At 68.1% G+C, this 25,444-nt stretch carries 22 protein-coding genes; 9 read left to right on the top strand and 13 right to left on the bottom strand.

What is annotated here, in order from left to right; genetic code table 11:
- Positions 1-291: 291 nt before the first annotated feature.
- Complete coding sequence (locus F614_RS0110520; RefSeq protein ID WP_018866734.1) at positions 292-1,215, top strand: GGDEF domain-containing protein; 924 nt, start codon at positions 292-294, stop codon at positions 1,213-1,215.
- Positions 1,216-1,236: 21 nt separating this feature from the next.
- Here the strand turns inward: F614_RS0110520 and F614_RS0110515 are convergent, their stop codons facing one another.
- Together F614_RS0110515 and F614_RS0110510 are read right to left on the bottom strand one after the other, a co-directional pair.
- Positions 1,237-2,190: a hydrogen peroxide-inducible genes activator gene (locus F614_RS0110515; protein ID WP_018866733.1), complete on the bottom strand. Its 954-nt coding sequence runs from the start codon at positions 2,188-2,190 to the stop codon at positions 1,237-1,239.
- Positions 2,187-2,543 carry a DUF3301 domain-containing protein gene (locus F614_RS0110510; RefSeq protein ID WP_018881597.1) on the bottom strand — a complete coding sequence of 119 codons (357 nt, stop codon included), beginning with the start codon at positions 2,541-2,543 and terminating at the stop codon, positions 2,187-2,189. Before F614_RS0110510 ends, F614_RS0110515 begins: the two co-directional genes overlap by 4 nt.
- Before the next feature lie 96 nt (positions 2,544-2,639).
- Between F614_RS0110510 and F614_RS0110505 the strand changes: the two genes are divergently transcribed.
- The 4 genes from F614_RS0110505 to F614_RS0110490 all read left to right on the top strand — a co-directional run bounded on the left by F614_RS0110505 (position 2,640) and on the right by F614_RS0110490 (position 7,285).
- A complete protein-coding gene (locus tag F614_RS0110505; protein WP_019558864.1) occupies positions 2,640-3,470 on the top strand; it encodes an inositol monophosphatase family protein in 831 nt (276 codons plus the stop codon).
- Positions 3,467-4,861 (top strand): adenylate/guanylate cyclase domain-containing protein, encoded by a 1,395-nt coding sequence (locus tag F614_RS0110500; RefSeq protein WP_018866730.1) that lies wholly within the window; start codon positions 3,467-3,469, stop codon positions 4,859-4,861. The genes F614_RS0110505 and F614_RS0110500 overlap by 4 nt, the downstream gene beginning before the upstream one ends.
- A complete protein-coding gene (locus F614_RS0110495; protein ID WP_019558863.1) occupies positions 4,858-5,979 on the top strand; it encodes a hypothetical protein in 1,122 nt (373 codons plus the stop codon). Before F614_RS0110500 ends, F614_RS0110495 begins: the two co-directional genes overlap by 4 nt.
- Before the next feature lie 91 nt (positions 5,980-6,070).
- Positions 6,071-7,285, top strand: coding sequence for a TraB/GumN family protein (locus F614_RS0110490; RefSeq protein WP_018881594.1), 1,215 nt, complete (start codon positions 6,071-6,073; stop codon positions 7,283-7,285).
- 234 nt (positions 7,286-7,519) lie between these two features.
- Here F614_RS0110490 and F614_RS0110485 read toward each other — a convergent pair whose 3' ends face one another.
- Genes F614_RS0110485 through F614_RS0110470 form a run of 4 tightly spaced genes read right to left on the bottom strand, consistent with a single transcriptional unit; the run spans position 7,520 to position 10,598 of the window.
- On the bottom strand, positions 7,520-8,518 hold the full coding sequence (locus F614_RS0110485) for a zinc-binding dehydrogenase (RefSeq protein WP_026329850.1): 999 nt from the start codon (positions 8,516-8,518) through the stop codon (positions 7,520-7,522).
- A 60-nt stretch (positions 8,519-8,578) separates the two neighbouring features.
- A complete protein-coding gene (locus F614_RS0110480; RefSeq protein WP_018866726.1) occupies positions 8,579-9,070 on the bottom strand; it encodes a Slp family lipoprotein in 492 nt (163 codons plus the stop codon).
- 2 nt (positions 9,071-9,072) lie between these two features.
- Positions 9,073-9,657: a Slp family lipoprotein gene (locus F614_RS0110475; protein ID WP_019558861.1), complete on the bottom strand. Its 585-nt coding sequence runs from the start codon at positions 9,655-9,657 to the stop codon at positions 9,073-9,075.
- Between the two features lie 44 nt (positions 9,658-9,701).
- Complete coding sequence (locus F614_RS0110470) at positions 9,702-10,598, bottom strand: HDOD domain-containing protein (protein WP_019558860.1); 897 nt, start codon at positions 10,596-10,598, stop codon at positions 9,702-9,704.
- 194 nt (positions 10,599-10,792) lie between these two features.
- Between F614_RS0110470 and F614_RS0110465 the strand changes: the two genes are divergently transcribed.
- The gene (locus F614_RS0110465; protein WP_018866723.1) at positions 10,793-11,590 is read left to right on the top strand and encodes a dienelactone hydrolase family protein; all 798 of its coding nucleotides are present in this window, start codon (positions 10,793-10,795) and stop codon (positions 11,588-11,590) included.
- 81 nt (positions 11,591-11,671) lie between these two features.
- Here F614_RS0110465 and F614_RS0110460 read toward each other — a convergent pair whose 3' ends face one another.
- The 5 genes from F614_RS0110460 to metH form a co-directional block, all read right to left on the bottom strand.
- Positions 11,672-13,045 (bottom strand): response regulator, encoded by a 1,374-nt coding sequence (locus F614_RS0110460; RefSeq protein WP_019558859.1) that lies wholly within the window; start codon positions 13,043-13,045, stop codon positions 11,672-11,674.
- A gap of 168 nt (positions 13,046-13,213) precedes the next feature.
- Positions 13,214-14,767: a bifunctional GNAT family N-acetyltransferase/carbon-nitrogen hydrolase family protein gene (locus tag F614_RS0110455; protein WP_018866721.1), complete on the bottom strand. Its 1,554-nt coding sequence runs from the start codon at positions 14,765-14,767 to the stop codon at positions 13,214-13,216.
- 57 nt (positions 14,768-14,824) lie between these two features.
- Positions 14,825-15,148 (bottom strand): hypothetical protein, encoded by a 324-nt coding sequence (locus F614_RS0110450; protein WP_018878480.1) that lies wholly within the window; start codon positions 15,146-15,148, stop codon positions 14,825-14,827.
- Positions 15,145-15,537 (bottom strand): PH domain-containing protein, encoded by a 393-nt coding sequence (locus tag F614_RS0110445; protein ID WP_018876895.1) that lies wholly within the window; start codon positions 15,535-15,537, stop codon positions 15,145-15,147. Before F614_RS0110445 ends, F614_RS0110450 begins: the two co-directional genes overlap by 4 nt.
- A 149-nt stretch (positions 15,538-15,686) precedes the next feature.
- Positions 15,687-19,478 (bottom strand): methionine synthase, encoded by a 3,792-nt coding sequence (gene metH, locus F614_RS0110440; protein ID WP_019558858.1) that lies wholly within the window; start codon positions 19,476-19,478, stop codon positions 15,687-15,689.
- Between the two features lie 154 nt (positions 19,479-19,632).
- Here metH and F614_RS0110435 point away from each other — a divergent pair, with 154 nt between their 5' ends.
- The gene (locus F614_RS0110435; protein ID WP_018878482.1) at positions 19,633-20,367 is read left to right on the top strand and encodes an arginyltransferase; all 735 of its coding nucleotides are present in this window, start codon (positions 19,633-19,635) and stop codon (positions 20,365-20,367) included.
- A 39-nt stretch (positions 20,368-20,406) separates the two neighbouring features.
- Here the strand turns inward: F614_RS0110435 and F614_RS0110430 are convergent, their stop codons facing one another.
- The gene (locus F614_RS0110430) at positions 20,407-21,255 is read right to left on the bottom strand and encodes a methyltransferase domain-containing protein (protein ID WP_018876893.1); all 849 of its coding nucleotides are present in this window, start codon (positions 21,253-21,255) and stop codon (positions 20,407-20,409) included.
- On the bottom strand, positions 21,252-22,070 hold the full coding sequence (locus F614_RS0110425; protein WP_018866715.1) for a class I SAM-dependent methyltransferase: 819 nt from the start codon (positions 22,068-22,070) through the stop codon (positions 21,252-21,254). Before F614_RS0110425 ends, F614_RS0110430 begins: the two co-directional genes overlap by 4 nt.
- Positions 22,071-22,559: 489 nt before the next feature.
- Here F614_RS0110425 and purH point away from each other — a divergent pair, with 489 nt between their 5' ends.
- Together purH and purD are read left to right on the top strand one after the other, a co-directional pair.
- The gene (gene purH / locus F614_RS0110420) at positions 22,560-24,125 is read left to right on the top strand and encodes a bifunctional phosphoribosylaminoimidazolecarboxamide formyltransferase/IMP cyclohydrolase (RefSeq protein WP_018878484.1); all 1,566 of its coding nucleotides are present in this window, start codon (positions 22,560-22,562) and stop codon (positions 24,123-24,125) included.
- Between the two features lie 7 nt (positions 24,126-24,132).
- Positions 24,133-25,422, top strand: a complete 1,290-nt coding sequence (gene purD / locus F614_RS0110415) for a phosphoribosylamine--glycine ligase (RefSeq protein ID WP_019558857.1) — start codon at positions 24,133-24,135, stop codon at positions 25,420-25,422.
- Positions 25,423-25,444: the final 22 nt, after the last annotated feature.

Genomic DNA, 25,444 nt, shown 5'->3' with positions numbered 1-25,444 from the left:
GTCATGGCCCGGGACTCGGCGGCCGACACTAGAGAAGCCTGTCGGATTTGGGACTGATCTCCCACAACGCTCGCGACGATCGCCCAAATCCGAGAGGCGCCTAGCGTCAGGATATTGCCGCCCCTTGCCGGTCCGGGCGGCCATCACCTGCCGGAAGCGGCAAAAATCCGACGGAATTCCGTCTTTCGCACACCAGAAGGATAAACAAGTCACTGTTTCCCAGGTTATTTTCATCGATGGCACGGATCTCGCATTACCTTCGACCCCAGGATCTTTGCGAGCGAGACAGCCATGAACCGCGACGGGAACGCCCACAACCTGCGACTGGTATCCGCCAAGGGCAAGACCACCGGCGATGCCGGCACCCCCTTTGACGCCCTGGCGTTTGTCCAGTCGCTGTCATCCAGCCTGGAGCTGGGCACGGTCCTCGCCCGTCTGCAGGAACACCTGCATGCCCAGGTTCACCACAGCGGCTGGTTCTTCATCCTGCAGGAGAGCGACGAGACCTGGTCCGGCGGCGACGAGGATCGCCATCGCATCGAATACGGGATGAGCGCGAACGGCGAAACCATGGGCTCGCTGATCCTGATGCGCGGGCGCCGCTTCAGCGACGACGAACAACAACTGATCGAGGCCCTGCTGGGCCTGGCCGCTCCGGCGCTTGCCAATGCCCTGCGCTTCAAGCGCCTGAACGAGAACCTGGAGACCGACGAGCTGACCGGCCTGGGCAACCGCCGCGCATTCGAGAAACAGGGCGCCCGCTGGCTGGCCGACTGCCGCCGCCAGGGGCGGCCCATGTCGGTGCTGGCCATTGATCTCGATCACTTCAAGCAGATCAACGACGAATACGGCCACAGCGTGGGGGACGACATCCTGCGTCTGGTCGCGCAGACCCTGCGCAGCACCACCCGGGAATCCGACCTGTGCGTGCGCATGGGCGGCGAGGAGTTCCTGGCGGTCCTGCCCGGTGCCGACCTGAGCCGTGCGATGGAATGCGCCGAGCGCATCCGCCTGGCCATTGGCGCGCTGCGAACCGCCGCCACGGCAGGCGACCAGTCCACGCTCGAGAGCGATGGCGCGGTCAAGGTGACCGCCAGCATCGGCGTGGCCGGCATCGGGCCCAATACCACTCTGCAGTCGGCCTACCAAGCCGCCGACGAGGCCCTGTACGCCGCCAAGCAGGCCGGCCGCAACCGCGTACTGGCCGGCAACTGACATCCGCCCGCCGCGGGCGGGTCAATCCGGGTGGCCCTGACCCGAGCCGGGCTGGATGAAATCGACGCAGGTCAGGGGGGTCGACAACACCGCCCGGCGCAGGGCCTCGATGGCCTCCGGGCGCGGAAAACTGGCGCGCCAGGCCAGGGCCACCCGGCGGCTGGGGGCCGGATCCTCGAAACGCCGCACGGCCAGCAGGCGCTGGGCATAGCGATCCGCCCCCACCGCCGTACACGGCAGAATGGTGACCCCCATCCCCGAGGCCACCATGTGGCGGATCGTTTCCAGCGAGGAGCCCTCGAGGTTGCGTGGCGTACTGCCGTCCGCGGTTACGGTCCGCTGGCAGTCCGGGCAGCGCTCCAGCACCTGGTCACGGAAGCAATGGCCCGCGCCCAGCATCAGCAGCGTGGCATCGGCCATATCCTCCAGACGCAGCGGATCCTTGTCCTTCAGCGGGTGCGCCGCCGGCAGCACGGCCATGAATGGCTCGTCGTACAGGGGCAGGGTCACCACCCCGGGCTCCTCGAACGGCAGCGAGATGATGATCGCGTCCAGCTCGCCCTGCTTGAGCCGTTCACGCAGCCGGCCGGTGTAGTTCTCCTCGATCACCAGGGGCATGTTCGGGGCACGTTCGCGCAGCGCCGGGATCAGCTCCGGCAGCAGGTAAGGCCCGATGGTGTAGATCGCCCCCAGCCGCAGGGGGCCGGACAGCTGGTCCTGGCTCTGCACCGCAACCGAACGCAACTGCTCCACCTCTGCCAGCACGCGCCGCGCCTGCGCGAGGACCTGTTCGCCCGCCGGCGTCACGGTGACCTCGCCCCGGCCGCGCTCGAACAGCGTGACCCCCAGCTCCTCCTCGAACTTGCGCACCGCGACCGACAGCGACGGCTGGCTGACATGACAGGCCTCGGCCGCATGCCCGAAGTGACGGGCATCGGCGACGGCCACCACATAACGCAGTTCGTTGAGCGTCACCCTGCGCCACCCGCGCTCGGGTCGTCGCGCTCCGGCCCCTGGAACTCCCGCCCGCCATCCGGCCAGTCGAGGGTCACACGCTTCAGTTGCCGGCCTTCCAGCGAGATCTCGCCGGGGTGGCGACCCGCCCCGTCGGCGGAGAATTCGAAGCGATAGCGCCGCTCCAGGGCCAGGCCGCGGTCGCCCCATGTGAGGCGCTGACCGATGCGCACGACGGTCGCATCCAGCAGCTGAACCCCCGCCCGCTCGCATGCCTGGCGCCCCACCCGACGGGCCCGTTCGTTGGCCCGCCAGGTGTCATTCACGTAGAACGCGACCAGTGCCAGGGCGAGGATTATGATCAAGCCGGTCATGGACCGGTATGATAAGCACATTCGTAGCCGAGTTCGCCCGGGCCGACCGGGCCGCATCCGGCTCACTCACTCCGCAATCGGCGTTGCCAGGGCTGCATGACTGCCACCTCCATCCCCTTTTCCGATCTCGCCCGGGGTCTGCGCGTGATCGGACAGCAAGAACTCCTGCCGCGCTTCGAAGCCGGCATCGACGTGGACTACAAGTCCGACGGCAGCGTGATTACCGAGGCCGACCACGCGGTGGACGCCCGGGTGCGCGAGCTGCTGCGCCAGCACGGGCAGCGCGAACCGGTGTTGAGCGAGGAGCAGGCGCGCGCGGAACAGGCACAGGTCCTGGAGACCGCCCCGGCCTTCTGGCTGGTGGACCCGCTCGACGGCACCTCCAATTTCGCCGGCGGCATGCCCTTCTTCGCCATCTCCATCGCCCGCATTGCAGGCGACCGGGTCACCCACGGGGCGACCTACGACCCGGTTCGCGACGAACTGTTCACCGCGACCGAGGACACCGCGCTGGAGCTCAACGCCGCCACCCCGCCGGCGGCCCGGCGACCACCGGTCCCGGAGCTGAAACGCGCCATCGCCCTGGTCGACTACAAGCGGCTGGACGCCCCACTGGCGCGCGAACTGGCCAGCCATGCCCCGTTCCGGTCGCAACGCAACCTCGGGGCCTGCGCCCTGGAGTGGGCCTGGCTGGCGGCCGGGCGCGCCGATCTGTACCTGCATGGCGGACAGGCCCCCTGGGACAGCGCGGCCGGCGGACTGATGCTCGCCCGCGCGGGCGGGGCCATGTGCGACCTCGGGGGCCGCCCGGTGTTCGGTCGCTCCCTGGCCAAGCGTTCCGCGGTAGCGGCCCGCTCCTCCGCCCTGCTCGCCGACTGGCGGGCCTGGCTGGCCCCCTGGCTCGCACCACGCGAGGACGCCTCGTGATCGGGCGGCGCAAGCGCGGTGTCAGCGCCCGCCTGAATGTCGGCGGGGCCGACTTCACGCCCCGCTATCTGCCGATCGCATGGAAGATCGTGGCGGCCATCGCCGGGCTTACGCTGGCCGGGATCGTGACCCTGTCGGCCGTGGTGCTGAACCAGGTCAGCAATGTGCTGGACAACCAGATTCGCGCCCAGGCCGAGATCACGGTGGCGCCGGTCGCGCGCACTTCGGCCGAGTTGATGCTGGCGGAGGACTACCTGACCCTGGAGACCCTGCTGAACTCGCTGGTGGAGGAGGGGCGGGTCGAATCCATCGCCGCCTACGCGATCGATCGCGGCCAGGTCGCGCGTGCCGGAACCCCGCCGGAGCAGTCTCTCACCGACGGCGTGTGGCCCCTGGCGCCCACGGTGGAACCGTACCGCCGCGAAGTCCTCTTCCAGGATGTGCAGGTGGGCTACATCGAGGCCTATATCGACACCTCGCCCATGCAGGAACTCATCCGCAACACCCTGAATGCCGGGATTGCCACGGCCATCGGGGTCTTCCTGCTGAGCCTGCTGCTGGCGATCGACATCAGCAAGCGCCTGGTGCGGCCGCTGGAACGCCTGGCCGAGAGCATGCGCTCGCGCTTCCGGCCGATGGACGCCGAGGGCAACCCCCTGCCCATGGTGCGCCAGGACGAGATCGCCCAGCTGACCGATGCCTTCAACGACATGGCGCGCGACCTGCTGCGCAAGGACCAGGTCGAGGCCGCCCTGCGCCGCTACGTATCGGACGCCATCGCCCAGGACATCCTGGAGAACCTGGACCGGGTCGAGCTGGGCGGGCGCGCGGTGGAGGGCTCGGTCCTGTTTGCCGACATCCAGGGCTATACGGCGCTGTCAGAGCGCTGCAGCCCGGAGGCCCTGGGCCGGATGCTCAACGAATTCTTCGGCCCGATGTCGGAATGCATTGCCCGTCACGGAGGCACGGTGGACAAGTACATGGGCGACTGTACCATGGCGGTCTTCGGCCTCGGGACGGACGCCGGCAACCACCGTCTGACCGCTGTGCAAACCGGCCTGGCCCTGCTGGAAACCGTCGCCTCGATCAATGCCGAACGCGAACGCCGGGGCGAGACCCGGGTGGAATTCCGTATCGGCCTGAACGCCGGCGAGATGCTGGCCGGCAACATGGGGGCCGAGGACCGCATGCAGTTCACCGTAGTCGGCGACACCGTCAACCTGGCCGCCCGCCTGGTCACGGTCGCGCCCCCCGGCGGGCTGGTCACGACCGCCGCATTCATGGAGCACGAGCAGGTGAAGGGACACTTCCGCACCGAAGACTGGGGCACCCACGAGCTGCACGGCGTCAGCGAGGCCGTTCCGGTCACCCGGGTCCTGGACCGCGCATGACCACACGCGGCGGCCTCCTCCCGCTCGCGGGCATCCTGCTGGCGGTCCTGCTGGTCCAGGGCTGCGCGGCCCTGGACCCCTTCGCCCCGCCGGAGCAGCGCATCGAGCGCGCGCTGGAGGCCGGCGACTACCAGCGCGCCCTGGAGCTGATCGAGCAGCACGAGCCGGAACCGCAAGCGGAATGGACCGAGCGCCGTGAGGAAATCGAGCGCGCGGCCGAGACCGCCGCGGCCGCGGCCATGGATGAGGCGCGCGCCGCCTCGGCCGAGGGCGCCGTGGCCCGCGCCCTGGAGATCCTCGAGGACGCCGAGCAGAAGCTGCCGCCCGCCAGCGAACGGCGCCAGTACATCGAGCAACTCGAGCGCCAGCGGCAAGTCGGCCTGCAGACCCTGGAACAACGCCACGACATCCTCGAGGCCCGCGCCCTGGTCCAGCAGCTGCGCCTGCTGGAGGTGATGCGTCCGCTGGTGCGGCGCAGCGAACAGCTGCCGGACGATCCCGACCGCCTGGCCCAGCGCCGCGACCCCCTGGCCCGGTCGCTGGACGGCTACGCCGCGGATACCGAGGGCGAGGAACGCCTGGAGCTGCTGCGCCTGGCCCAGAACCTGGCACCCGCCTCGGAACGCGCGCGGCGCATCGCGGAACTGGAGCAGGAACTGCGCGAGGCCGAGGCCCCCGCGGTCGAGGACGAGGTCCCGCGCTCCACCATCAACGCACGCCTGCGCCAGGCCCTGGAGGCCGACGACCTGGCCACGGCCGCGCGCTGGTGCCGCAGCGAGATCACCCCCGATGCCGACGCCTCCGGCCCGGACCAGGCCGCGCAGCGGGCGCACCGCGTGCTGTGCGAGGAATGGCGCGAACGCCGCGACGCACGCGCCGAGGAACTGCTGGAAGCGGGGCGCGGGCACTACTCCGCCGGGCGCATCGAAGAGGCCCTGGAGCACTGGCAGGAAGGGCTCGACCTGGCCCCCGACCACGCCGGACTGATCACCGCCCACGAGCGCGCCCTGCGGGTAATCGAGCGCCTGGAGAGCCTGCGCGTGCCGGAACCCCTGCCCGCGACCGACGAGGCGACCCCGCCCGCCGACGTGCCGCAAGCCGAACCCGAGACCCCCTGACCGCCTCCCCGCAACGCCCCCTTCCGGCGCTGCGGGCCGCACGCATTCGCCGTAGAATACGCCCGCCCACCGGAGCAAGAGCCCGCCACGCATGAATCCCGCCGTCCAGGAACTGATCGCCGACGAACCCCACCGCGTCCTGCAGCTGGGCGACACCGAGGTCGTGGTGCTGGGGACCGCGCACGTCTCGCGCGCCAGCGCCGACAAGGTGCGCGCGCTGGTGGACACCGGCGCCTTCGACAGCGTCGCCATCGAGCTGTGCGAGAGCCGCCAGCGCGCCATGCTGGATCCCGATGCCATCGGCCGCATGGACCTGTTCAGCGTGATGCGCAAGGGCCAGGCCCCGATGATCGCCGCCAGCCTGGCGCTGGGCGCCTATCAACAACGCCTGGCCGACCAGTACGGCATCGAGCCGGGGGCCGAGATGCGCGCGGCGATGGACGGCGCCCTGGACCGCGGCCTGCCGCTGGCCCTGATCGACCGCGACATCGGCCTGACCCTGCGCCGCACCTACCGCGCCGTACGCTGGTGGGAGCGCATGGGGCTGATCGGCGGCCTGTTCGGCTCGGTGCTGTCGCGCGAGAAGATCGACGAATCGGAGATCGAGCGGCTCAAGGAAGGCGACATGCTGGAGTCCACCTTCAGCGAGTTTGCCGAGCAGTCCGAGGATCTCTACCGCACGCTGATCGAGGAGCGCGACCACTACATGGCCGCCCACCTGCGCCGGCTCGCGGCCAACCCGGACACCCGCCGCATCCTCGCCGTGGTCGGGGCCGGGCACCTGCCCGGGATTGCCGAACAGGCCGAGGATCACCTGACCCCGCCAGACGCGATCCTCGAGGCGCTCGACCAGGCCCCGCCCAAGGCGCGCTGGCCGAAGGTCATCCCGTGGGTGGTGATCGGGGTCATCCTGGCCGGCTTCGCCATCGGCTTCTCGCGCAACCCGGACATCGGGGTGCAGATGGTCACCGACTGGGTCCTGATCAATGGCGGCCTGGCGGCGATCGGCGCGATCGTAGCGCTGGCCCACCCACTGACCGTGCTCACCGCCGCCCTGGCCGCCCCGCTGACCTCGCTGAACCCCACCATCGGGGTGGGCTTTGTCGCGGCGGCGGCCGAGCTGTTCCTGCGCAAGCCCCGGGTCTCCGACTTCGCCAGCCTGCGCCAGGACACCACCACCCCGCGCGGCTGGTGGCGCAACCGCGTCTCGCGCGTGCTGCTGGTCTTCCTGCTGACCACCCTGGGCTCCGCCGCCGGCACCTACATCGGCGGCGCCCGCGTCTTCAGCCACCTCTTCGGCAGCTAACCCCCGGCCCCATGCGCTTCAGGAGTCCGCTACGAAGACACGAAGCAGGGCAAGGGCAAGAGCGATTTACAGGAAGAAGGGAAGACGGGAAGGGTTTTTGGGGTAGGGGATTGGCTGGAGACCGCGATTCCCAAACCGCCCGCCATGCTTCCTGCGTTTCAACCCAATCCCTCTTCCAATCTTCGCGTCTTCCTGTAGACCGCCCTTGCCCTTCTTGATGGTTGCAAGACCCGCTTATTCGGGGATGCGCAGGACGAGTTTGCCGCGGCGGCCGCCGGCCTCGATGCGGCGGTGGGCCTCGGCCGCCTCGGCCAGGGGCAGGGTGTCCTCGACATTGACCTGCAACCGCCCGCTGGCCAGCCGGGCCAGGCCCTCGGCCACGAGGGTCCCCTGGTGCTTCAGGCGCCGGCGATCGTTCTCCAGCATCGGGGTCAGCATCAGTTCCAGGCTGATACTCGGGTTGCGCAACCGCGCGGGGTTCCAGTCGACATCCGCCGGGGGTGCCAGCAGGGTCACCAGGTCGCCGCCATAGGCCACCTGGGCCAGGCCCTCGCGGAAGGTCTCGCCCCCCACGGTATCCAGCACGACATCGAAGCCCCGACCATCGGTGTACTGGCGAATCGTCTCCTCGGCGTCGGGCTTGCGGAGATCGACGACATCCACGCCCAGAGCCGTAACGATGGCGGCGGCCTCGTCGCGCCGCACCAGCCCCAGCACCCGGGCGCCAGCCGCGCGCGCGATCTGCACCGCCATCTGGCCCACGCCACCGGCCGCCGCATGCACCAGCACACTCTGTCCGCGCTGCAGATCGGCCCGCTCGAACAGGGCCTCCCACGCGGTCAGCCAGGTCAGTGGCAAGGCCGCGGCCTGGATATCGGACACCGCCGAGGGTACCGGGACCACCGCGGCCTCCGGCACCACCACCTGCTCGGCGTAGGTACCCGGATCGGCGCCGACCCCGCCAAAACAGAAGGCCACACGTTGCCCCGGCCGCGCGTGGTGTACCGCGCTGCCGCATTCCTCGACGATGCCGACGCCATCGCAACCGGGGGTGTTGCGGGGGGCGCCGGGGACGATCATGCCGCCGCCGCGCACCTTGGTATCCACCGGGTTGACGCCGGCAGCCAGCATCCGGACACGGACCTGGTCGGGGGCCGTCAACGCCGGTTCCGCCACCTCGTCCAGGCGCAGGACCTCGGCGGTGCCGGGTTCGTCAAACACCACTGCTCGCATGGGACCTCCCAGAGAAACTCGAATGGTTGTGCCCGCGCGGCGGGATGACCGACTGCCGCGTTACAGGCCGATGCCGATCCCGATTCCGAAGCGCACACCGCCGGATGAACGCGGCGGGTCGGGCTCCGGCCACAGATGCACCGAGTGGGCATCCAGCACCGGGAAGACGTAGTCCAGTTCACCGATCCGCCCTTCCTCGACGCCGGTAACCGTGCCTACGCCCGTGATGCGGCGACCGGCGCGATAGTCCACCGGGTCGGCGAAACCGTCCACCCGCAGGCGGAAGCGCCCGGTGGTGGACTGCCGGGTCTGCGGCTCCTGGCGAGTCAGTGGGTAGCCAACCACCTCGACGAAGGTGGCCTCGGCGCGATTGTCCACCCGAGCGATCACGCCGCCCCAGACCTGCTCGTCGGCGGGCAGGCTGTCCGCCGTGACGGCCCGCGGTTCGACCTGCACGGACGGGTCGTCAGGCGCCTCCAGCGGGCCGGAGGCACAGGCGATCAGGAACAGGGGCAGCAGCAGGGCTGCCAGGGGAAACCGGAATCGGGACATACTCACCAGTACCACGGATGCGGGTGATAACGCCCGTAGACCCCGTAGCGCGGGCCCCAGGGGCTGTAGAACGGATCGTAGAAGGGGTCGTAGAACGGGTCGCGATAATACCGCTCGGACGGCGGCGGCCGGCGTGGCCACAGGTACACCGCATCCGCCTGCAGGGTCACGAAGGTATAGGCGTAGTCACCGACACTGCCTTCCTCGGTGCCCTGGATTACGCCGCGTACGGTGACCTCGCGGCCCTCGGCATAGACTTGAGGGTCCAGGAACCCGCCGCTGACCGCGCGAAAGCGCCCCGGGGAGCGGTCAGCCTCCCGCGGGCGGCCCTGGCGATCCAGCTCGCGGGCGACCACCTCCAGCCGGGTGCCGCCGTCGGTGTTCTCGATGGCCGCGATCACTCCGCCCCAGACCGCGACCTCGCCCTTCACCGCCTCGGGGTCGGCGAGCACCTGCTCGCGATCCGGTGCCGCGGCCGGCAACGGGGCCAGCGACGCCGGCACCCCGGCGCAGCCCGCCAGCAGGAACAGCAGGCCGGCCGCGAACCACACGCGCAGCCCCGGGTTGATACAGGCGGACATCGGCATAATGCTTCCGACCCCGGAGGCCGGCGCGGGTTCACGCCACGCTCTCATACGCGTGGCTCCGCGTCGTGCGCCGGATCGCAGAGGTCCTGCACCGCCAGCACCTCGTGCTGGGCCTCCTCCACGGCGGAGAGCAGGACCTCGGGGGCCAGGTGCAGGGCCTCCCAGACCGCCGGGTCCACCGGTGGGGCGTCGGCCCAGTCGCGCGAGTCGATCTCGGCCAGATGAGCGCCGGTATTGGCCAGGTGCACCAGCATCACGGCGGTGCGGTGGCGCTCCGGCGCCTGCATGGGCTGATGATGACCGGCCAGGCAATCGACCAGCAGCTCCGGCAGTCCCCAGTGCTCGGCCAGGGCCCCGCCCAGCTCCGCGTGATCAAACCCCAGCTGGGCGCGTTCCGCGCCCTGCGGGCTGAGCCCATCGCCGACATCCAGGCTGGAGAGGAAGGCCCGATGGGCCGATTCCGGCGACTGCGAGAACAGCAGCAGCTTGCCCAGGTCATGCAGCAGACCGGCCAGGAAGATCCCGCTGGCCTGGCGTGGCAGCACCCGCATCGCCAGCTGCCGTGCGATCACCGCGCAGTAAGCGGAATGCCGCCAGAAGACTTCCAGCGGCAGGCGTTCCTGATCGGGGATGCTGGCCGTCGCGCGGGTGATCGCACTGGCCACCACCAGGCGCTGCAGGGCATCGCGCCCCAGCATCGCGATCGCGCGGTCCACCGAGTCGATGGTCCGCGCGGGGGCGTAGGCGGGGCTATTGGCGATACGCAGGACCAGGGCCACCAGGCCGGGGTCGCGGCTCAGGCTGTTCGCGATCTGGACCGCGGTCGCGTTGTCGTCCTCCAGAAGACGCGCGACCTCGAATACCACCTGCGGCATCGCCAGCAGCTTGTCGGCCGACTGGACCCGGGCCTCCAGGGAATCGTTGGCGGAACGCTCGGACATGGATGGATCCTCTTGCCGGAGCGAAGCGCCGATCGCTTCGCCCCACTCGTCCTGTTCCCGGGCCGGCGCGCTGCCACGGCCCGGACGTCTCTACTGTAGCCGCTGTCCCGATCGTTGTAACCCGGCGGGGCAACGAACCATACTCGAGGGTCCGGGTCTATCGAGAGTCGATTCGACGATCAAGGAGGTGTTCGATGTTCGCCAAACCCGCTTTCGCGCCGCTCGCCGTCCTGCTGGCCGGACTCCTGCCCGGCCTGGCCTTCGCCGGCATCCAGACCGAAGAGGTCGCTTACGACCACGACGGTGACGAGATGACCGGCTACCTCGCCTACCCCGAAGGCGACGGCCCGCATCCGGCGGTCCTGGTCATCCACGAGTGGTGGGGCCACAACGACTACGCCCGCGACCGCGCCGAGCAACTCGCCCGCGAGGGCTACACGGCCTTCGCCTTGGACATGTACGGCAGCGGCAAGCTGGCCGACCACCCCTCCACCGCCGGTGAATTCGCCGGCGAGATCCGCGAGAACCGCGATCTGATGCTGGGCCGTTTCCAGGCCGCCTACGACTGGCTGCGCGCGCATGATGCGGCGGCCGATGCCGCACCCTCCGCGGTCGGCTACTGCTTCGGTGGCACTGTGGCCCTGGAGGCCGCACGCGCAGGGATGGACCTGAACATTGCGGCCAGCTTCCACGGCGGCCTGGGGACCGAGCACCCGGCCGAGGCCGGCAAGGTCACGGCGGAACTGCTCAGCTTCACCGGCACCGCGGATCCGATGATCCCGCCAGAACAGATCGCCGGCTTCCAGGACGAGATGCAGAATGCCGAGGCGCGCTACACCGTGGTGGAATTCTCCGGGGTGAAGCACAGCTTCACCAACCCCGGGGCCGACGCCATTGCCGAGGAATTCGGCATGCCGGTGGGCTATGACGCCCGCGCGGACCACGACTCCTGGAACCATCTGCTGGGCGTACTGCGCGACCGCCACCAGTAGGAAATGCCCCCGGCGGGCCCCGGGTCACCCGGGCCCGCCACCTCCTAACCACTCATCGAATCGCCGGGCCCTCCGGCGACGTCAGTATCCACGCAGGTAGATCGCCACACCCAGGGCGACCACAACCGCCAGCACACCCACGAAGGCCACCCGGAACCAGCGCCGGCGCCCCAGGCGCTCGGAACGCCTGTGCGGCGTGTCCGACGCTGGCGCGCGCAGGCGGTCCTCCGGCTCCGCCTTGACCGACCCCTCGGGATCGGCCGGGCGCTCGGGCTCTGCGGCCGCCGTGGTGCTGTGTCCGGTCAGGGCGTGTTCCAGATCGCGGATGCGGCCACGCAGCTCCTGATTGCGCTGCTGAGACTCGGCCAGTTCCTGTTCGCGCGCTACCAGGCGCTCGCCCAGATCCGCCGCCGAGTCCCCGGTGTCCGCGCAGCGCTGCTCCGCCTCCGCCTGGGCCTTCTCCGCGGCGGCCGCCCGCTCGCACTGCTGATTGCGCTCGCGGCGCAGGCGATCGGCCTCGGCTCGCGCGTCCTGCAGCTCTTTCTGCACCGCGTCGCGCTGGCGCTCCAGCTCGACCAGGTCATGATCCAGGCGAACGTTCTCGCCCTCCAGTTCGCGCACCCGGCTGCGCAGTTGCTCGGTCGCCTCGCTGGCCGCCGCGGGTGCCCCGGACTCCTCGGCCTCCAGCTCCTCGACCCGCGCGCGCAGCGTGGCCAGTTCGGCCTCGCGGGCCTCGGCCTGCTCGCCGGCGGCCGCGGCCTCCTCGTCGCGCGCCCGAGCCTCGGCCAGCGCCGTCTCGGTCTCCTCCAGCCGGGCCTGCAGGGTCTCGATCTCGCGCTCGCGTTCCTCGGCGCGCTGGAAGGCCGCCGTGGATTCATCGCGAGCCTCGCCCAGGGCATTGCGCAGGCGCTCCAGTTCCTTCTGCGCCTCGCGCTCGTTGGCGGACTGCTGGCGCAGCATCAGCTCGCGACGCAGGCGCTCGACCTCTTCGCGCAGCGCCGCGGCCTCGGCGGTATCGACTTCCGCGCCGGCGCTCGCGGGCTCCGGCTCCGGGGGCGGCGGCAGCAGTTCGGCCACCACCTCGCGCACACGGGTCGGCACGAACGGCTTCATCAGGACGGCGCTGGCGCCCAGCGAACGCCATTCGTCGCTGGCGGCCTCGTCACTCTCCTGGCCGGTCACTATCGCCACCGGGAGATCGGCGGGGACATTCTCGATGCCATCGCGCACACGGAGCAGCAAATCCTGGCCGTCGATCCCCGGCATCGAGAGATCGGTCAGGACCAGGCCGATATCCGGATACTGCTGCAGCAGCTCCAGGGCCTGCTCGCCATCGGCGGCCTCGTAGACCGTGTGCTGGCCCTGCAGGATGCGCTGCAACGCGACCCGGATGACCTTGGAGTCATCCACCACGAGAATCGCGGCGCGTTTCGGATCCGGCGTCTGCTCGTTCATTCCTTCCCCCTGACTGACATCCGCCCGTCCAGTGACGGCGCGGCCTCGATCATGGCCGACGGACCGCGACCGATGCTCCCTGTACCAGCAAGACTAAGGGGCGCGGCCTCCGGATGCCAGTGGCAGCCAACGGGCAACCGGAACGCGTTCACGTTTTGTCCGCGCGGGCTACACTGGCTTGGACTTCCACTTGACCGAGTAGAGATCCCGGCGGCGGTCGCGCAGGTTGCGCACCGAGCCGTGGTTGCGCAGCTCCTTCAGGTTATCGAGGTCGAGGTCCACGATCAGCGTCATCTCGGTATTCGGAGTCGCCTCCGCCGCCACCGCGTCATGCGGGAAGGCGAAGTCGGACGGGGTGAAGACCGCGGCCTGGGAATACTGCATGTCCATGTTCTCGACCTTGGGCAGGTTGCCCACCGAGCCGGACATCACCACGTAGCACTCGTTCTCGATGGCGCGTGCCTGGGCACAGCGCCGCACCCGAAGGTAGGCGTTCTTGGTGTCGGTCCAGTAGGGGACGAACAGGATCTGCAGGCCATGATCGGCCATCACCCGGGGCAGTTCGGGGAATTCCACGTCGTAGCAGATCAGGATGCCGATCTTGCCGAAGTCGGTATCGAAGACGTGTACCTCGTCGCCCCCCTGCAGCCCCCAGTAGGAGACCTCGTCGGGGGTCACGTGGACCTTGTACTGACGATCCCAGGTGCCGTCGCGGCGGCACAGGTAGGAAACGTTGCGGAGCACGTCCTCGGTGTATTCGGGCATCGACCCGGCCACGATGTTGATGTTGTAGGCCAGCGCCAGGCGCACCATCTCCTCGCGCACCGCCTCGGTGTATTCGGCCAGGCGGCGCACGGCCTCGGCCGGGTAGTCCTGGTTGAACGCCCCCATCAGCGGGCCGTTGAAGAATTCCGGGAACAGCACGCAATCCGCGCGGTAGCCGGAGACCGCATCCACGAAGTACTCCACCTGCTGGAACAGGGCGTCGAGATCCACTGTCGGGCGCATCTGCCACTGGACCACGCCGATGCGCACGTCCGAGCGGCTGCCGCCGATCAGCTTCTCCTTCTCCTCGTAGTAGATGTTAAGCCACTCGATCAGGGTGGCGTAGGCCCCGGACTTCTCGTCGTCCGGCAGGTAGTTGGTGATGATCTTGCGGACGTGGAAGTCGTTCGCCAGCTGGAAGGTCAGGATCGGATCGGTGATCTCGTGGTTCTTCACCCGACGCACGTACTGCTGCGGGGTCAGCTCGTCGCGATACTGCTCGTAGCCGGGGATGCGCCCGCCGGCGACGATCGCCCGCAGGTTCAGCTTCTCGCACAGCTCCTTGCGCGCGTCGTACAGCCGCCGTCCCAGACGCAGCCCGCGATAGTCCGGATGCACGAAGATGTCCACGCCGTAGAGGGTGTCGCCGTCCGGGTCATGGGTGGTCAGGAAGCCGTTGCCGGTGATCTGCCAGTAGTTGTGGTGATCGCCGAAGCGCTTGTATTCGACGATCAGGCTGATCGCCGCGGCCACCACCTTGCCGTTGTCCTCGATGCAGATCTGGCCCTCGGGAAAACGCTTCACCTGGGAGCGGAACTGCGCCTCGCTCCAGGCGCCGTCCAGGTCGTGATAGACCCGCTCCATGATCTCGCGGATGTCCTCGTAGTCCTCGATCCGGGTCGGCCGCAGGGTGAGGTGGTGCTGGGGATTGGATTCGTTGTCCGCGTCGGTCGTCACGCTCGGGGCTCCGGGGATTGAGAAGGAAACGCAGGATGCACGGTGCACCGGCCGGGATCAAAAGATCCAGGCCAGCATCAGCCAGAAGAAGACGAAGAACAGGAAAAAGCCGGGGATCATGAACTGCAGTTCCCCGATCAGGCCCTCGCCGGCGGCCAGGGCAAACACGATCGAGATCAGGACCGACACGATGGCCGCGACCAGCGCGGCGTTCTTCAGGCCCATGCCGTCGTCGAAGGTCAGCGCCACCCAGTCCGACAGCCCCGGCAGGGAGACCGCCGCCGCCAGCACCAGCAGGGCCACCAGCAACGCCACCAGCGCCGAGGTGCCCAGCAGGATGCGCAGCGCCAGGCGGCTGTCGGAGCGATCACTCCGGCTCATGCCAGGGCCTCGCGGCGACCGCGCACGTACTCGCGCACGCGATTGGGGTCGGGGATGCCGGTGACCCGGAACTCCGGGTTGTCGCCAGTGGTGTACACCGCGATGCGGCCCACCCGGAAGATGCGGTCGAAAAAGCTCTGGTCCACCTTCACCGTGCGGATCTGGCCGATATCCAGATCCACATGCGACTTCGACAACAGACCGCGCTCGAGATGGACCTGGTCGGCATCGATGCGCAGCCGTACCGAGCGGGTCTGCAGATACCACCAAAGCAGGATCAGCAGGCCGAGCCCGAAGGCCGGGATCAGTACCAGGCTGAGGATGAAACCGAACGGGTGGTTGCGGAACATCGCCGGTCGGGCGTCGATCGCGGGTTCACGGGCGGACATGCACGAACTCCGGTTGCGGGCGGACCCGAACAGTTTGGCGCGGCCACCCAGACAAAGCGAGCCCCGCACCGGGGATTCCCTGATGCGGGGCTCGCAGTTTGCCGGACCCGCCCGCTCGCACGGGTCGGCCCGGAGACGGGACCGGGGTGTTAAGCGGTCCGGGCTTCGCGCTCGGCCTTGGCTTCCGCCTTGGCCTCGTCGCTGTCGTCGTAGCCGATGTTCGGCGCGAGCCAGCGCTCGGCCTCCTCGAACGACATACCCTTGCGCTTGGCGTAGTCCTCGACCTGGTCGCGGTTGACCTTGCCGAGACCGAAGTAGCGCGACTCCGGATGCGCGAAGTACCAGCCGGACACGGCCGAGACCGGCAGCATGGCGTAGCTCTCGGTGAGCGTCATGCCAGCGTTCTCTTCCGGCTGCAGGAGCTCCCACAGGGTGGACTTCTCGGTGTGCTCCGGGCACGCCGGGTAGCCCGGGGCCGGGCGAATGCCCTGGTACTTCTCCTCGATCAGGTCCTCGTTTTCGAGCGACTCGTCCGGGACATAGCCCCAGAATTCGCGGCGCACATGCTGATGCATGCACTCGGCGAAGGCCTCGGCCAGGCGGTCCGCCAGGCTCTTCACGAGGATCGAGTGGTAGTCGTCGTTGGCCTTCTCGAATTCCGCAGCCTTGGCATCGACATCGCCACCGGCACTGACCGCGAAGGCCCCGATGTAGTCGGGACCGCCGGCCTCCTTCGGCATCACGAAATCGGCCAGCGAGTGGCTCGGCTGACCCCGGCGCTTCTCGGTCTGCTGACGCAGGTGATGCAGCTTCTTCAGCACCTTGGAGCGATTCTCGTCGGTGTACACCTCGATATCGTCATTATTGACGGTGTTCGCCGGGAAGAAGCCCACCACGCCCCGCAGGGTGACCCACTTCTCGTCGATCATGCGCTGCAGCATCTCCTGGGCGTCCTTGAACAGCTTGCGCGCCTCTTCACCCACCTTCTCGTCATCCAGGATGCGCGGGTAGGCGGCGTGCAGCTGCCAGGAGTGGAAGAACGGCGTCCAGTCGATGTACTCGGCGACCTCGTTCAGATCGTAGTCGTCGAAGCGCAGCAGCACGGAGCCGTCGCCATGCGGGTGCAGCACGGTCGGCTCGCCCGGCAGCTTGTCGGTCTCCAGCGCCTTCGGCTTGGTTGGGGTATAGCTTGACCAGTCGATCTGCGGCTTGTTGGCGCGCGCCTTCTCCAGCGTGACCCACTGGGTCTTTTTCTTGCGCCCGGCGTTCTGCACGCGCAGCTTTTCGTACTCCTCGCGGATCTCGGCGGCGTACTTCTCGCGCAGTTCGGGGCTGATCAGGCTCTGGGCCACACCCACCGCACGCGAGGCGTCCTTCACCCAGACCACGGGACCGGAGTAGTTCGGCTCGATCTTGACCGCGGTGTGGGCGCGCGAGGTGGTCGCGCCCCCGATCATCAGCGGGGTCTTCATGCCTTCGCGCTCGAGATCGGCGGCGAAGTTGGCCATCTCCTCCAGCGAGGGGGTTATCAGGCCGGACAGGCCGATGACGTCCACATCGTGTTCCTTGGCGGCCTTCAGGATCTCGGCGCCCGGCTGCATCACGCCGATGTCGATGACCTCGAAGTTGTTGCACTGCAGCACGACGCCGACGATGTTCTTGCCGATGTCGTGGACGTCGCCCTTCACCGTGGCCATCAGGATCTTGCCGTTGTTCTCGGTGCCGGTCTTCTCGGCCTCGATGTACGGGATCAGATGGGCCACGGCCTTCTTCATCACGCGGGCGGACTTGACCACCTGCGGCAGGAACATCTTGCCCTCGCCGAACAGGTCGCCGACCACGTTCATGCCGTCCATCAGCGGACCCTCGATCACCTGGATCGGGCGGTCATAGGCCTGGCGCGCCTCTTCGGTGTCCTCGACCACGTAGGTGTCGATGCCCTTGACCAGGGAGTGCTCGAGGCGCTTGGTGACTTCCCATTCACGCCACTCGAGGTTCTCCTCCTTCTTGCCGCCGCCCTGGCCCTTGTACTCCTCGGACAGGTCAAGCAGTCGCTCGGTCGCGTCATCGCGACGGTTCAGGACCACATCCTCGACCGCTTCCTTCAGCTTCTCGTCGATGTCGTCGTAGACCGCGAGCTGGCCGGCGTTGACGATGCCCATGTCCATGCCCGCCTTGATGGCGTGGTACAGGAACACCGCGTGGATCGCCTCGCGCACCGGTTCGTTGCCGCGGAAGGAGAACGACACGTTGGACACGCCGCCGGAGACCAGCGCGTGCGGCAGGTCGTTCTTGATGCGGCGGGTGGCCTCGATGAAGTCCACGCCGTAGTTGTTGTGCTCTTCGATACCGGTCGCGACCGCGAAGATGTTCGGGTCGAAGATGATGTCTTCGGCCGGAAAACCGACCTTCTCGGTCAGCAGCTTGTAGGCGCGGGTGCAGATCTCGACACGGCGGTCCTCGTTGTCGGCCTGGCCGTCCTCGTCGAAGGCCATGACCACGATCGCGGCGCCGTAGCGGCGGCACAGCTGGGCCTGCTTGATGAAATTCTCCTCGCCCTCCTTCATGGAGATCGAGTTGACCACCGGCTTGCCCTGCACGCACTTCAGGCCGGCCTCGATGATCTCGAACTTGGAGGAGTCGATCATCACCGGCACGCGGGCGATATCCGGCTCGCCGGCGAGCAGATTCAGGAATCGGACCATCGCGTCCTGCGACTCCAGCATCCCCTCGTCCATGTTGATATCGATGATCTGGGCGCCGCCCTCGACCTGGTTCAGCGCGACTTCCAGCGCGACGTCGTATTCCTCGTTCTGGATCAGGCGCAGGAACTTGCGCGAGCCGGTCACGTTGGTGCGCTCGCCGACGTTCACGAACAGCGAGTCGTCAGTAATGTTGCACGGCTCGAGGCCCGACAGGCGACAGGCCGCGGCAACCTCCGGGACCTTGCGCGGCGGATGCTTCTCCACCGCCTCGCGCATCGCGCGGATGTGCTCCGGCAACGTGCCGCAGCAGCCGCCGATGATGTTCAGCATGCCCTGCTCGGCCCACGGACCGACGTCCTCGGCCATCTGCTCCGGGGACTCGTCGTAGTCGCCGAACTCGTTCGGCAGGCCGGCGTTGGGGTGCGCGGAGACGTGGGTATCGGCGATGCGCGACAGCTCTTCCACGTACTGGCGCATTTCCTTCGCGCCCAGCGCGCAGTTCAGGCCGATGGAGACCGGGTTCGCGTGACGCACCGAGTTCCAGAAGGCCTCGGTGGTCTGGCCGGACAGGGTGCGGCCGGAGGCATCGGTGATCGTCCCGGAAATCATGATCGGGAGGTCCTTGCCGAGCTCGTCTTCCAGCGTCTTCACCGCGAAGATCGCGGCCTTGGCGTTCAGGGTGTCGAACACCGTCTCGATCAGCAGCAGGTCCACGCCGCCCTCGACCAGGGCCTCGGCGGCCTCCTTGTAGGCCTCGACCAGGGTGTCGAAATCGACGTTGCGCGCGCCCGGGTCGTTCACGTCCGGCGAGATCGACGCGGTGCGGTTGGTCGGGCCGAGGATACCGGCGACAAAGCGCGGCTTGTCCGGGGTCTTCTCGGTCCAGGCATCGGCGGCCTTGCGCGCGAGCTTCGCGGATTCGCGGTTCAGCTCGGGGACCAGGTCCTCCATGTGGTAGTCCGCCATCGCGATGCGGGTACCGTTGAAGGTGTTGGCCTCGATGATGTCGGCACCGGCCTCGAGATAGTCGTTGTGGATCTGCTCGATGATGTCCGGACGGGTCAGCGACAGCAGGTCGTTGTTGCCCTTCAGGTCGGACTCCCAGTCCTTGAAGCGCTCGCCGCGGTAGTCGGCCTCGTCCAGCTTGTACAGCTGGATGGTGGTTCCCATACCGCCGTCCAGGATCAGGATGCGCTCTTTCAGCGCCTTCTCGATATCTTTACGTGTTGCCGTCATGTGCCGTACACCATTGGTTTCGAATGGGATAAGTGTACACGCCGGGGTTCCATCCCGGTCGTGGAGCCCACCCTTCCGGCAGGCTCTTTGGTATCTCGTGGCGGTCTGGGATGCCCCTGTTTGCGCCCGTGCACGGAGATGTCACGATAGCGCCATGCAGGAACATCCGATCCGCTGGTTCATCACTGCCCCGCAGGCCTGCCCCTATCTGGACGACCGCGAGATGCAGAGCCTCCTGGTCGACCCCGCGGTCAGCCTGGGCGGTGCCCGCTTCGGCCAGCTACTGGCCGAGGGCTTTCGCCGCAGCGGTCAGTTTGTCTACCGGCATCACTGTCCCGAATGCGCGGCCTGCGTGCCGGTACGCATTCCGGTCGCGCGCTTTCGCCCGAATCGCAGCCAGCGCCGTTGCCTGGACCGCAATCAGGATCTCGCGGTGGCGATCCGGCGCCCGCCGGAGCAGCCGGGCACCGGGCCCGCCGCCGATCTCGACGAGCACATGCCGTTGTTCTCGCGCTACCAGACCGCCCGCCACGCGGGCGGGGGCATGGAGCAGATGGGGCGCGAGGAATACACGGGGATGCTGGCCCACCATAACGGCCCGGTGGATCTGATCGAATTCCGCCAGGCCGGCACGCTGGTCGCGGTGGCCGTCACCGACCGCACCCCGCAGGGGCTGTCGGCGATGTACAGCTTCTTCGATCCGGATCAGCCGCGCCGCGGCCTGGGCACCCTCGCGATCCTGACCCAGGTGGCGCATGCGCACCGCCTCGGTCTACCCCATGTCTACCTCGGCTACTGGATCGACCAGGCGCCGAAGATGGAATACAAGACCCGCTTCCAGCCGCTCGAAGGCCGCATGGACGGGGTCTGGAGGCGACTGCCCGCCTGACGGCGGCCAGCCCCCCGGTCCCTGCTTCGCAAGCGCGACCTAGCGGGCCGGCTTGCGGAAGCGGAAGATGCCCCAGGTCAGGTAGCCCGAGTTGCCGCCATCGACCCAGTGCTGCAGGCCCTGCTTCATGCGGTCGATGTAGTCCTGCGAGATGTAGTGCTTCAGCTCGTCCTCGCGGGACTCGAGCTCCTGCTTCACGCGGCCGTAGTGGGTCGCGATCTGGCTGGAATGCTCCTCGAAACCGACCTCTTCCAGACCCGCTGCCTTGGCCGCCTCACGGTAAAACTCGGGGCTAGCCAGCGAATCCAGATGGATGCGGGCGAGGATCGGGTCCAGCACGCCGTCCGGGCAGTCGTCGGTCTGCATCGGATCGGTGAAGATCAGCCAGCCACCCGGCTTCAGTACTCGAGCGGCCTCCTGAATCACCTTCTTCTTGTTTTCGTTCTCGCTATGCAGGAACGAGTCTTCGGACCAAACCACGTCATAGGACGCGTCCGGCTCGTCGACCTTCTCGAAGCTGCCGTCGACCACGGTGATCTTGTGGTCCAGGTGGCGCGCCTTGTTGATCTCGCGGTCGCGCTCGTTTTCCTTCTCGGACAGGTTCAGCGCGGTGACTTCGCAGCCGTAGTTCTCGACCAGGTAGCGCGCGACACCGCCGTAACCGGCGCCCATGTCGAGCACGCGCCATTCCGGCTGCGGCTCGCCGAGCAGGTCGGACATATGGGCGACCGTGCGCCGGCTGGCGTCGCCGATCGGCTCGTCCTTGTACTCGTACAGCCCGATATGGAGGTCTTCACCGCCCCACACCATCTTGTAGAAGGTGTCGGCGTCCTCGCTGTTGTAATAGTCGCGAGCCGTCTCGACGACGTCGGAGTAGTTCTCGCTCATCGTTCCTCGCCCTCGATATAACGCTTGTCGGCAACGTGGATGAAGAAGTCGGGATCGGTCTCGCGGTAGGTCTCCTGGAAGTCCCCGTAGGTCTCGATCTTCTGGAAACCGACCTCGCGCATCAGGCGGCGCACATAGGCCTTGCGCAGCGGGAACATGTTCAGGAAGTACTCGGAGCCATCCGGGAAGCGATACTGGAAGCGGGCCAGGCCTTCGTCGACATGGGCCGGCTGCACCTGCACGTCGTCGCCGCAGTAGTAGTAGGTGTGCTTGGACGAGTAGCCGTGGTCCATGATGGTGTCGTAGTTGCGCTGGTCGAGGATCAGCACGCCATCGTGGTTCAGGGCGGAGTAGAACTCGGCCAGGGCCTTGCGGCGGTCATGTTCGTTGAACAGGTGGGTAAACGAGTTGCCCAGACAGACCACGGCGTCGTAACGGCCGTAGATATCGCGGTTCAGCATGCGCCAGTCGGCCTGCACGGTGCGCAGGATGTGCCCGCGCTTGCGGCCGTTCTCGAAGGCCTTGACGAGCATCTCCGGGGCGCCGTCGGCGGTCACCACGTCAAAGCCCGCTTCGCGCAGCTGTACGGAGTGAAAACCGGTACCGGCGGCCACGTCCAGCACGCGCTTGGCGCCACGCTTCTTCAGTTCCTCGATAAAGAAGGTGCCTTCGCTCTTGGCGCGGTTGTCCCAGTCGATCAGGTCGTCCCACTTGTCGACGAAACCGGTGGTGTACTCGTTGAGGTAGTTCTCGGTATCGCGACGTTCGGTCGGCTTGTCACCGAAATCCTGATCATTCTTGATGTTCGCTGCCATGCTGGTTCCTCTTGGCTTTTGCTGCTGTCGTAAGCGTGAACGGACGGCCCGCGGCCGATCCGTCGGCACAACACCCCGCAAACGCAGAGAACCGCGACCCCCGCATGTCCCGGCGGTCTCGCCATTCGCCCGATCCGCCCAGGCCAGGCCTGGTGTTCGGGTAGCAATGCAACGGGCGCGTTGTTCGCAGCGCCCGCTACCGGCCTGGCCGGTTCATCCTGCACATCCGGAGGGCTCTTCATTACCCGGATGCCGAGCCGTGGTCTGGCGGGCCCATCCCGCCTGGCTCGGGGATCGTTTACGGCGCCTCGCGCTGCGTCTGAACGCGGGCGTTGTGTCCGAAATCGTTTTTATACCCTGAAGGTTTTGCGCAAAAATTACAAGTTGAGCCCCAGCCCTCCCGCTGTGCCGCGGCCGGGTCGAAGCCGCCTCCACGGGCGTCACGCGTTCGATATAATGGCGGTTTTTGCAGCGATCCCGAGGCCCCGCATGACCCCCAGCCGCCCCATCCAGCGCGCCCTTTTGTCGGTCTCCGAGAAGACCGGCGTCGTGGAGCTTGCCCGCGCCCTGCACGAGCGCGGCGTGGAGCTTCTGTCCACCGGCGGCACGGCCCGCCTGCTGGCCGAAAACAACCTTCCGGTGACCGAGGTTTCCGCGCACACGGGCTTCCCCGAGATCATGGATGGCCGGGTCAAGACCCTGCACCCGCGCATCCACGGGGGCCTGCTGGGGCGGCGCGACATCGACTCCGCGGTGATGGCCGAGCAGGACATCCCCCCGATCGACCTGCTGGTGGTGAACCTCTATCCCTTCGAGGCGACCGTGGCCCGACCCGGGTGCAGCCTGGAGGATGCCATCGAGAACATCGACATCGGCGGGCCCGCGATGCTGCGTGCGGCGGCCAAGAACTACCGTGACGTGGCGGTGGCCACCAGCCCCGACCAGTACGGCGAGATCGTTGCGGCCATCGGCGACCACGGGGAGGTCCCGCAGTCCCTGCGCTTCCGCCTGGCGGTCGCGGCCTTCGATCACGTCGCGCGCTACGACGCTGCGATCAGCAATTACCTGTCGGCCCTGGACGAGGACGGCGAGGCCGCGCCCTTCCCCGGGCAGCTGAACGCCACCTTCGAGCGCGTCGAGACCCTGCGCTACGGCGAGAATCCGCACCAGCGCGCCGCGTTCTACCGCGATCCGCAGCCCACACCCGGCACCCTGGCCAGTTACCGCCAGCACCAGGGCAAGTCGCTGTCCTACAACAACCTGGCGGACGCCGATGCCGCCTGGGAATGTGTGCGCCAGTTCGAGGCCGGGGCCTGCGTGATCGTCAAGCACGCCAACCCCTGCGGCGTGGCGGTCGCGCCGAGTCAGCTGATGGCCTACGAGCGCGCCTTCCAGACCGACCCGACCTCGGCCTTCGGCGGCATCATCGCCTTCAACCGCCCGCTGGACGGCGACACAGCGCATGCGATTGTCAGCCGCCAGTTCGTCGAGGTCGTGATCGCCCCCGAGATCACGCCGGGCGCGCTGCGCGCGCTGGCCACCAAGAAGAACGTCCGGGTACTGGAGATCCCGCCGGCGGGCGTTGGCCCGGGCCTGGACTACAAGCGCATCGGCGGCGGGCTGCTGGTCCAGGATGCGGACCGCGGCAGCCTGGCCGATGTGGAACTGAAGACCGTGACCGCGCGCGCGCCGTCGGAGCAGGAGATGAAGGACCTGTGCTTCGCCTGGCAGGTCGCCAAGTACGTCAAGTCCAACGCCATCGTCTATACCCGCGACCAGCAGACCATCGGGGTCGGGGCGGGCCAGATGAGCCGCGTGTACTCCGCGCGCATCGCCGGCATCAAGGCCGCGGACGAAGGCCTGCAGGTCGCCGGCTCGGTGATGGCCTCGGATGCCTTCTTCCCGTTCCGCGACGGCATCGACGCCGCAGCCGAGGCCGGTATCACCGCGGTGATCCAGCCGGGCGGCTCGATGCGCGATCAGGAGGTGATCGACGCCGCCAACGAGCACGACATCGCCATGCTGTTCACCGGCATGCGCCACTTCCGCCACTGAGGTCCCGATGAACGTACTGGTAATCGGCAACGGCGGGCGCGAGCATGCGCTGGCCTGGAAGCTGGCACAGTCGCCGCGCGTCGAGCGCGTCCTGGTGGCCCCCGGCAACGCGGGCACCGCGCGCGAGGCCAAGTGCGAGAACATCGACGTCGGCGTCACCGACATCGACGCGCTGCTGGCCCTGGCCGAACGCGAGGCCATCGCGTTTACCGTGGTCGGCCCCGAGGCACCCCTGGTCGCCGGCGTGGTGGATGCCTTCCGCACCGCCGGCCGGCGCTGCTTCGGCCCCACGGCAAAGGCCGCGCAGCTCGAGGGCTCCAAGAGCTTCGCCAAGGACTTCATGCACCGCCACCACATCCCGACAGCCGCCTACGGCAGCTTCGAGGACGAACAGGCCGCGCTGGAGTTCATCGCCACCCACGGCGCGCCCATTGTGGTCAAGGCCGACGGCCTGGCCGCCGGCAAGGGCGTGATCCTCGCGCAGACCGAGGACGAGGCCCGCGCGGCGGTGCACGACATGCTGGCCGACAACGCCTTCGGGGAGGCCGGCAACCGCGTGGTCATCGAGGAATTCCTGACCGGTGAGGAGGCCAGCTTCATCTGCATGGTGGACGGCGAACACGTGCTGCCGCTGGCCTCCTCGCAGGACCACAAGGCGCGCGACAACGGCGACCAGGGCCCGAACACGGGCGGCATGGGGGCCTATTCACCCGCCCCGGTGGTGACCGATGCGCTGCATGCGCGCATCCTGCACGACGTCATCGAACCGACCGTGCAGGGCATGGCCGCCGACGGCGAACATTACACCGGCTTTCTGTATGCCGGCGTGATGATCGACGCTGCGGGCAACCCGAAGGTCTTGGAGTTCAACTGCCGCTTCGGCGACCCCGAGACCCAGCCGATCCTCAGCCGCCTGGAATCGGACCTCAGCGAACTGGTCGAGGCGGCGCTGGACGGGCGTCTGGACGCGGTCGAGGCCCGCTGGGATGCGCGCGTAGCGCTGGGCGTGGTCCTGGCCGCCGGGGGCTATCCGGGGGACTACCGCAAGGGCGACGTCATCAGCGGCCTGGAGGCCGTGGAGGCCGATCCCGACGCCCACGTGTTTCATGCCGGTACCGCCCGCGATGCCGAGGGTCGCATCGTGACCGCCGGCGGTCGCGTACTCTGCGTGGTCGGCCTCGGAGCCGACGTGAAGAGCGCGCAGAAAAAGGCCTACGCGGCCGTACACCAGATTCATTTCGACGATATATACTGCCGAACAGATATCGGCTATCGCGCCGTCGCCCGGGAAGGATAATTCCAGGCAGCGGCGCTTCTAC

The organism is Thioalkalivibrio sp. ALE12 (assembly GCF_000381105.1).
In the GTDB taxonomy this organism is placed as follows: domain Bacteria; phylum Pseudomonadota; class Gammaproteobacteria; order Ectothiorhodospirales; family Ectothiorhodospiraceae; genus Thioalkalivibrio.
Note: the sequence above shows the minus strand (reverse complement) of the source record. Positions and strands in the feature narration are given on the sequence as shown.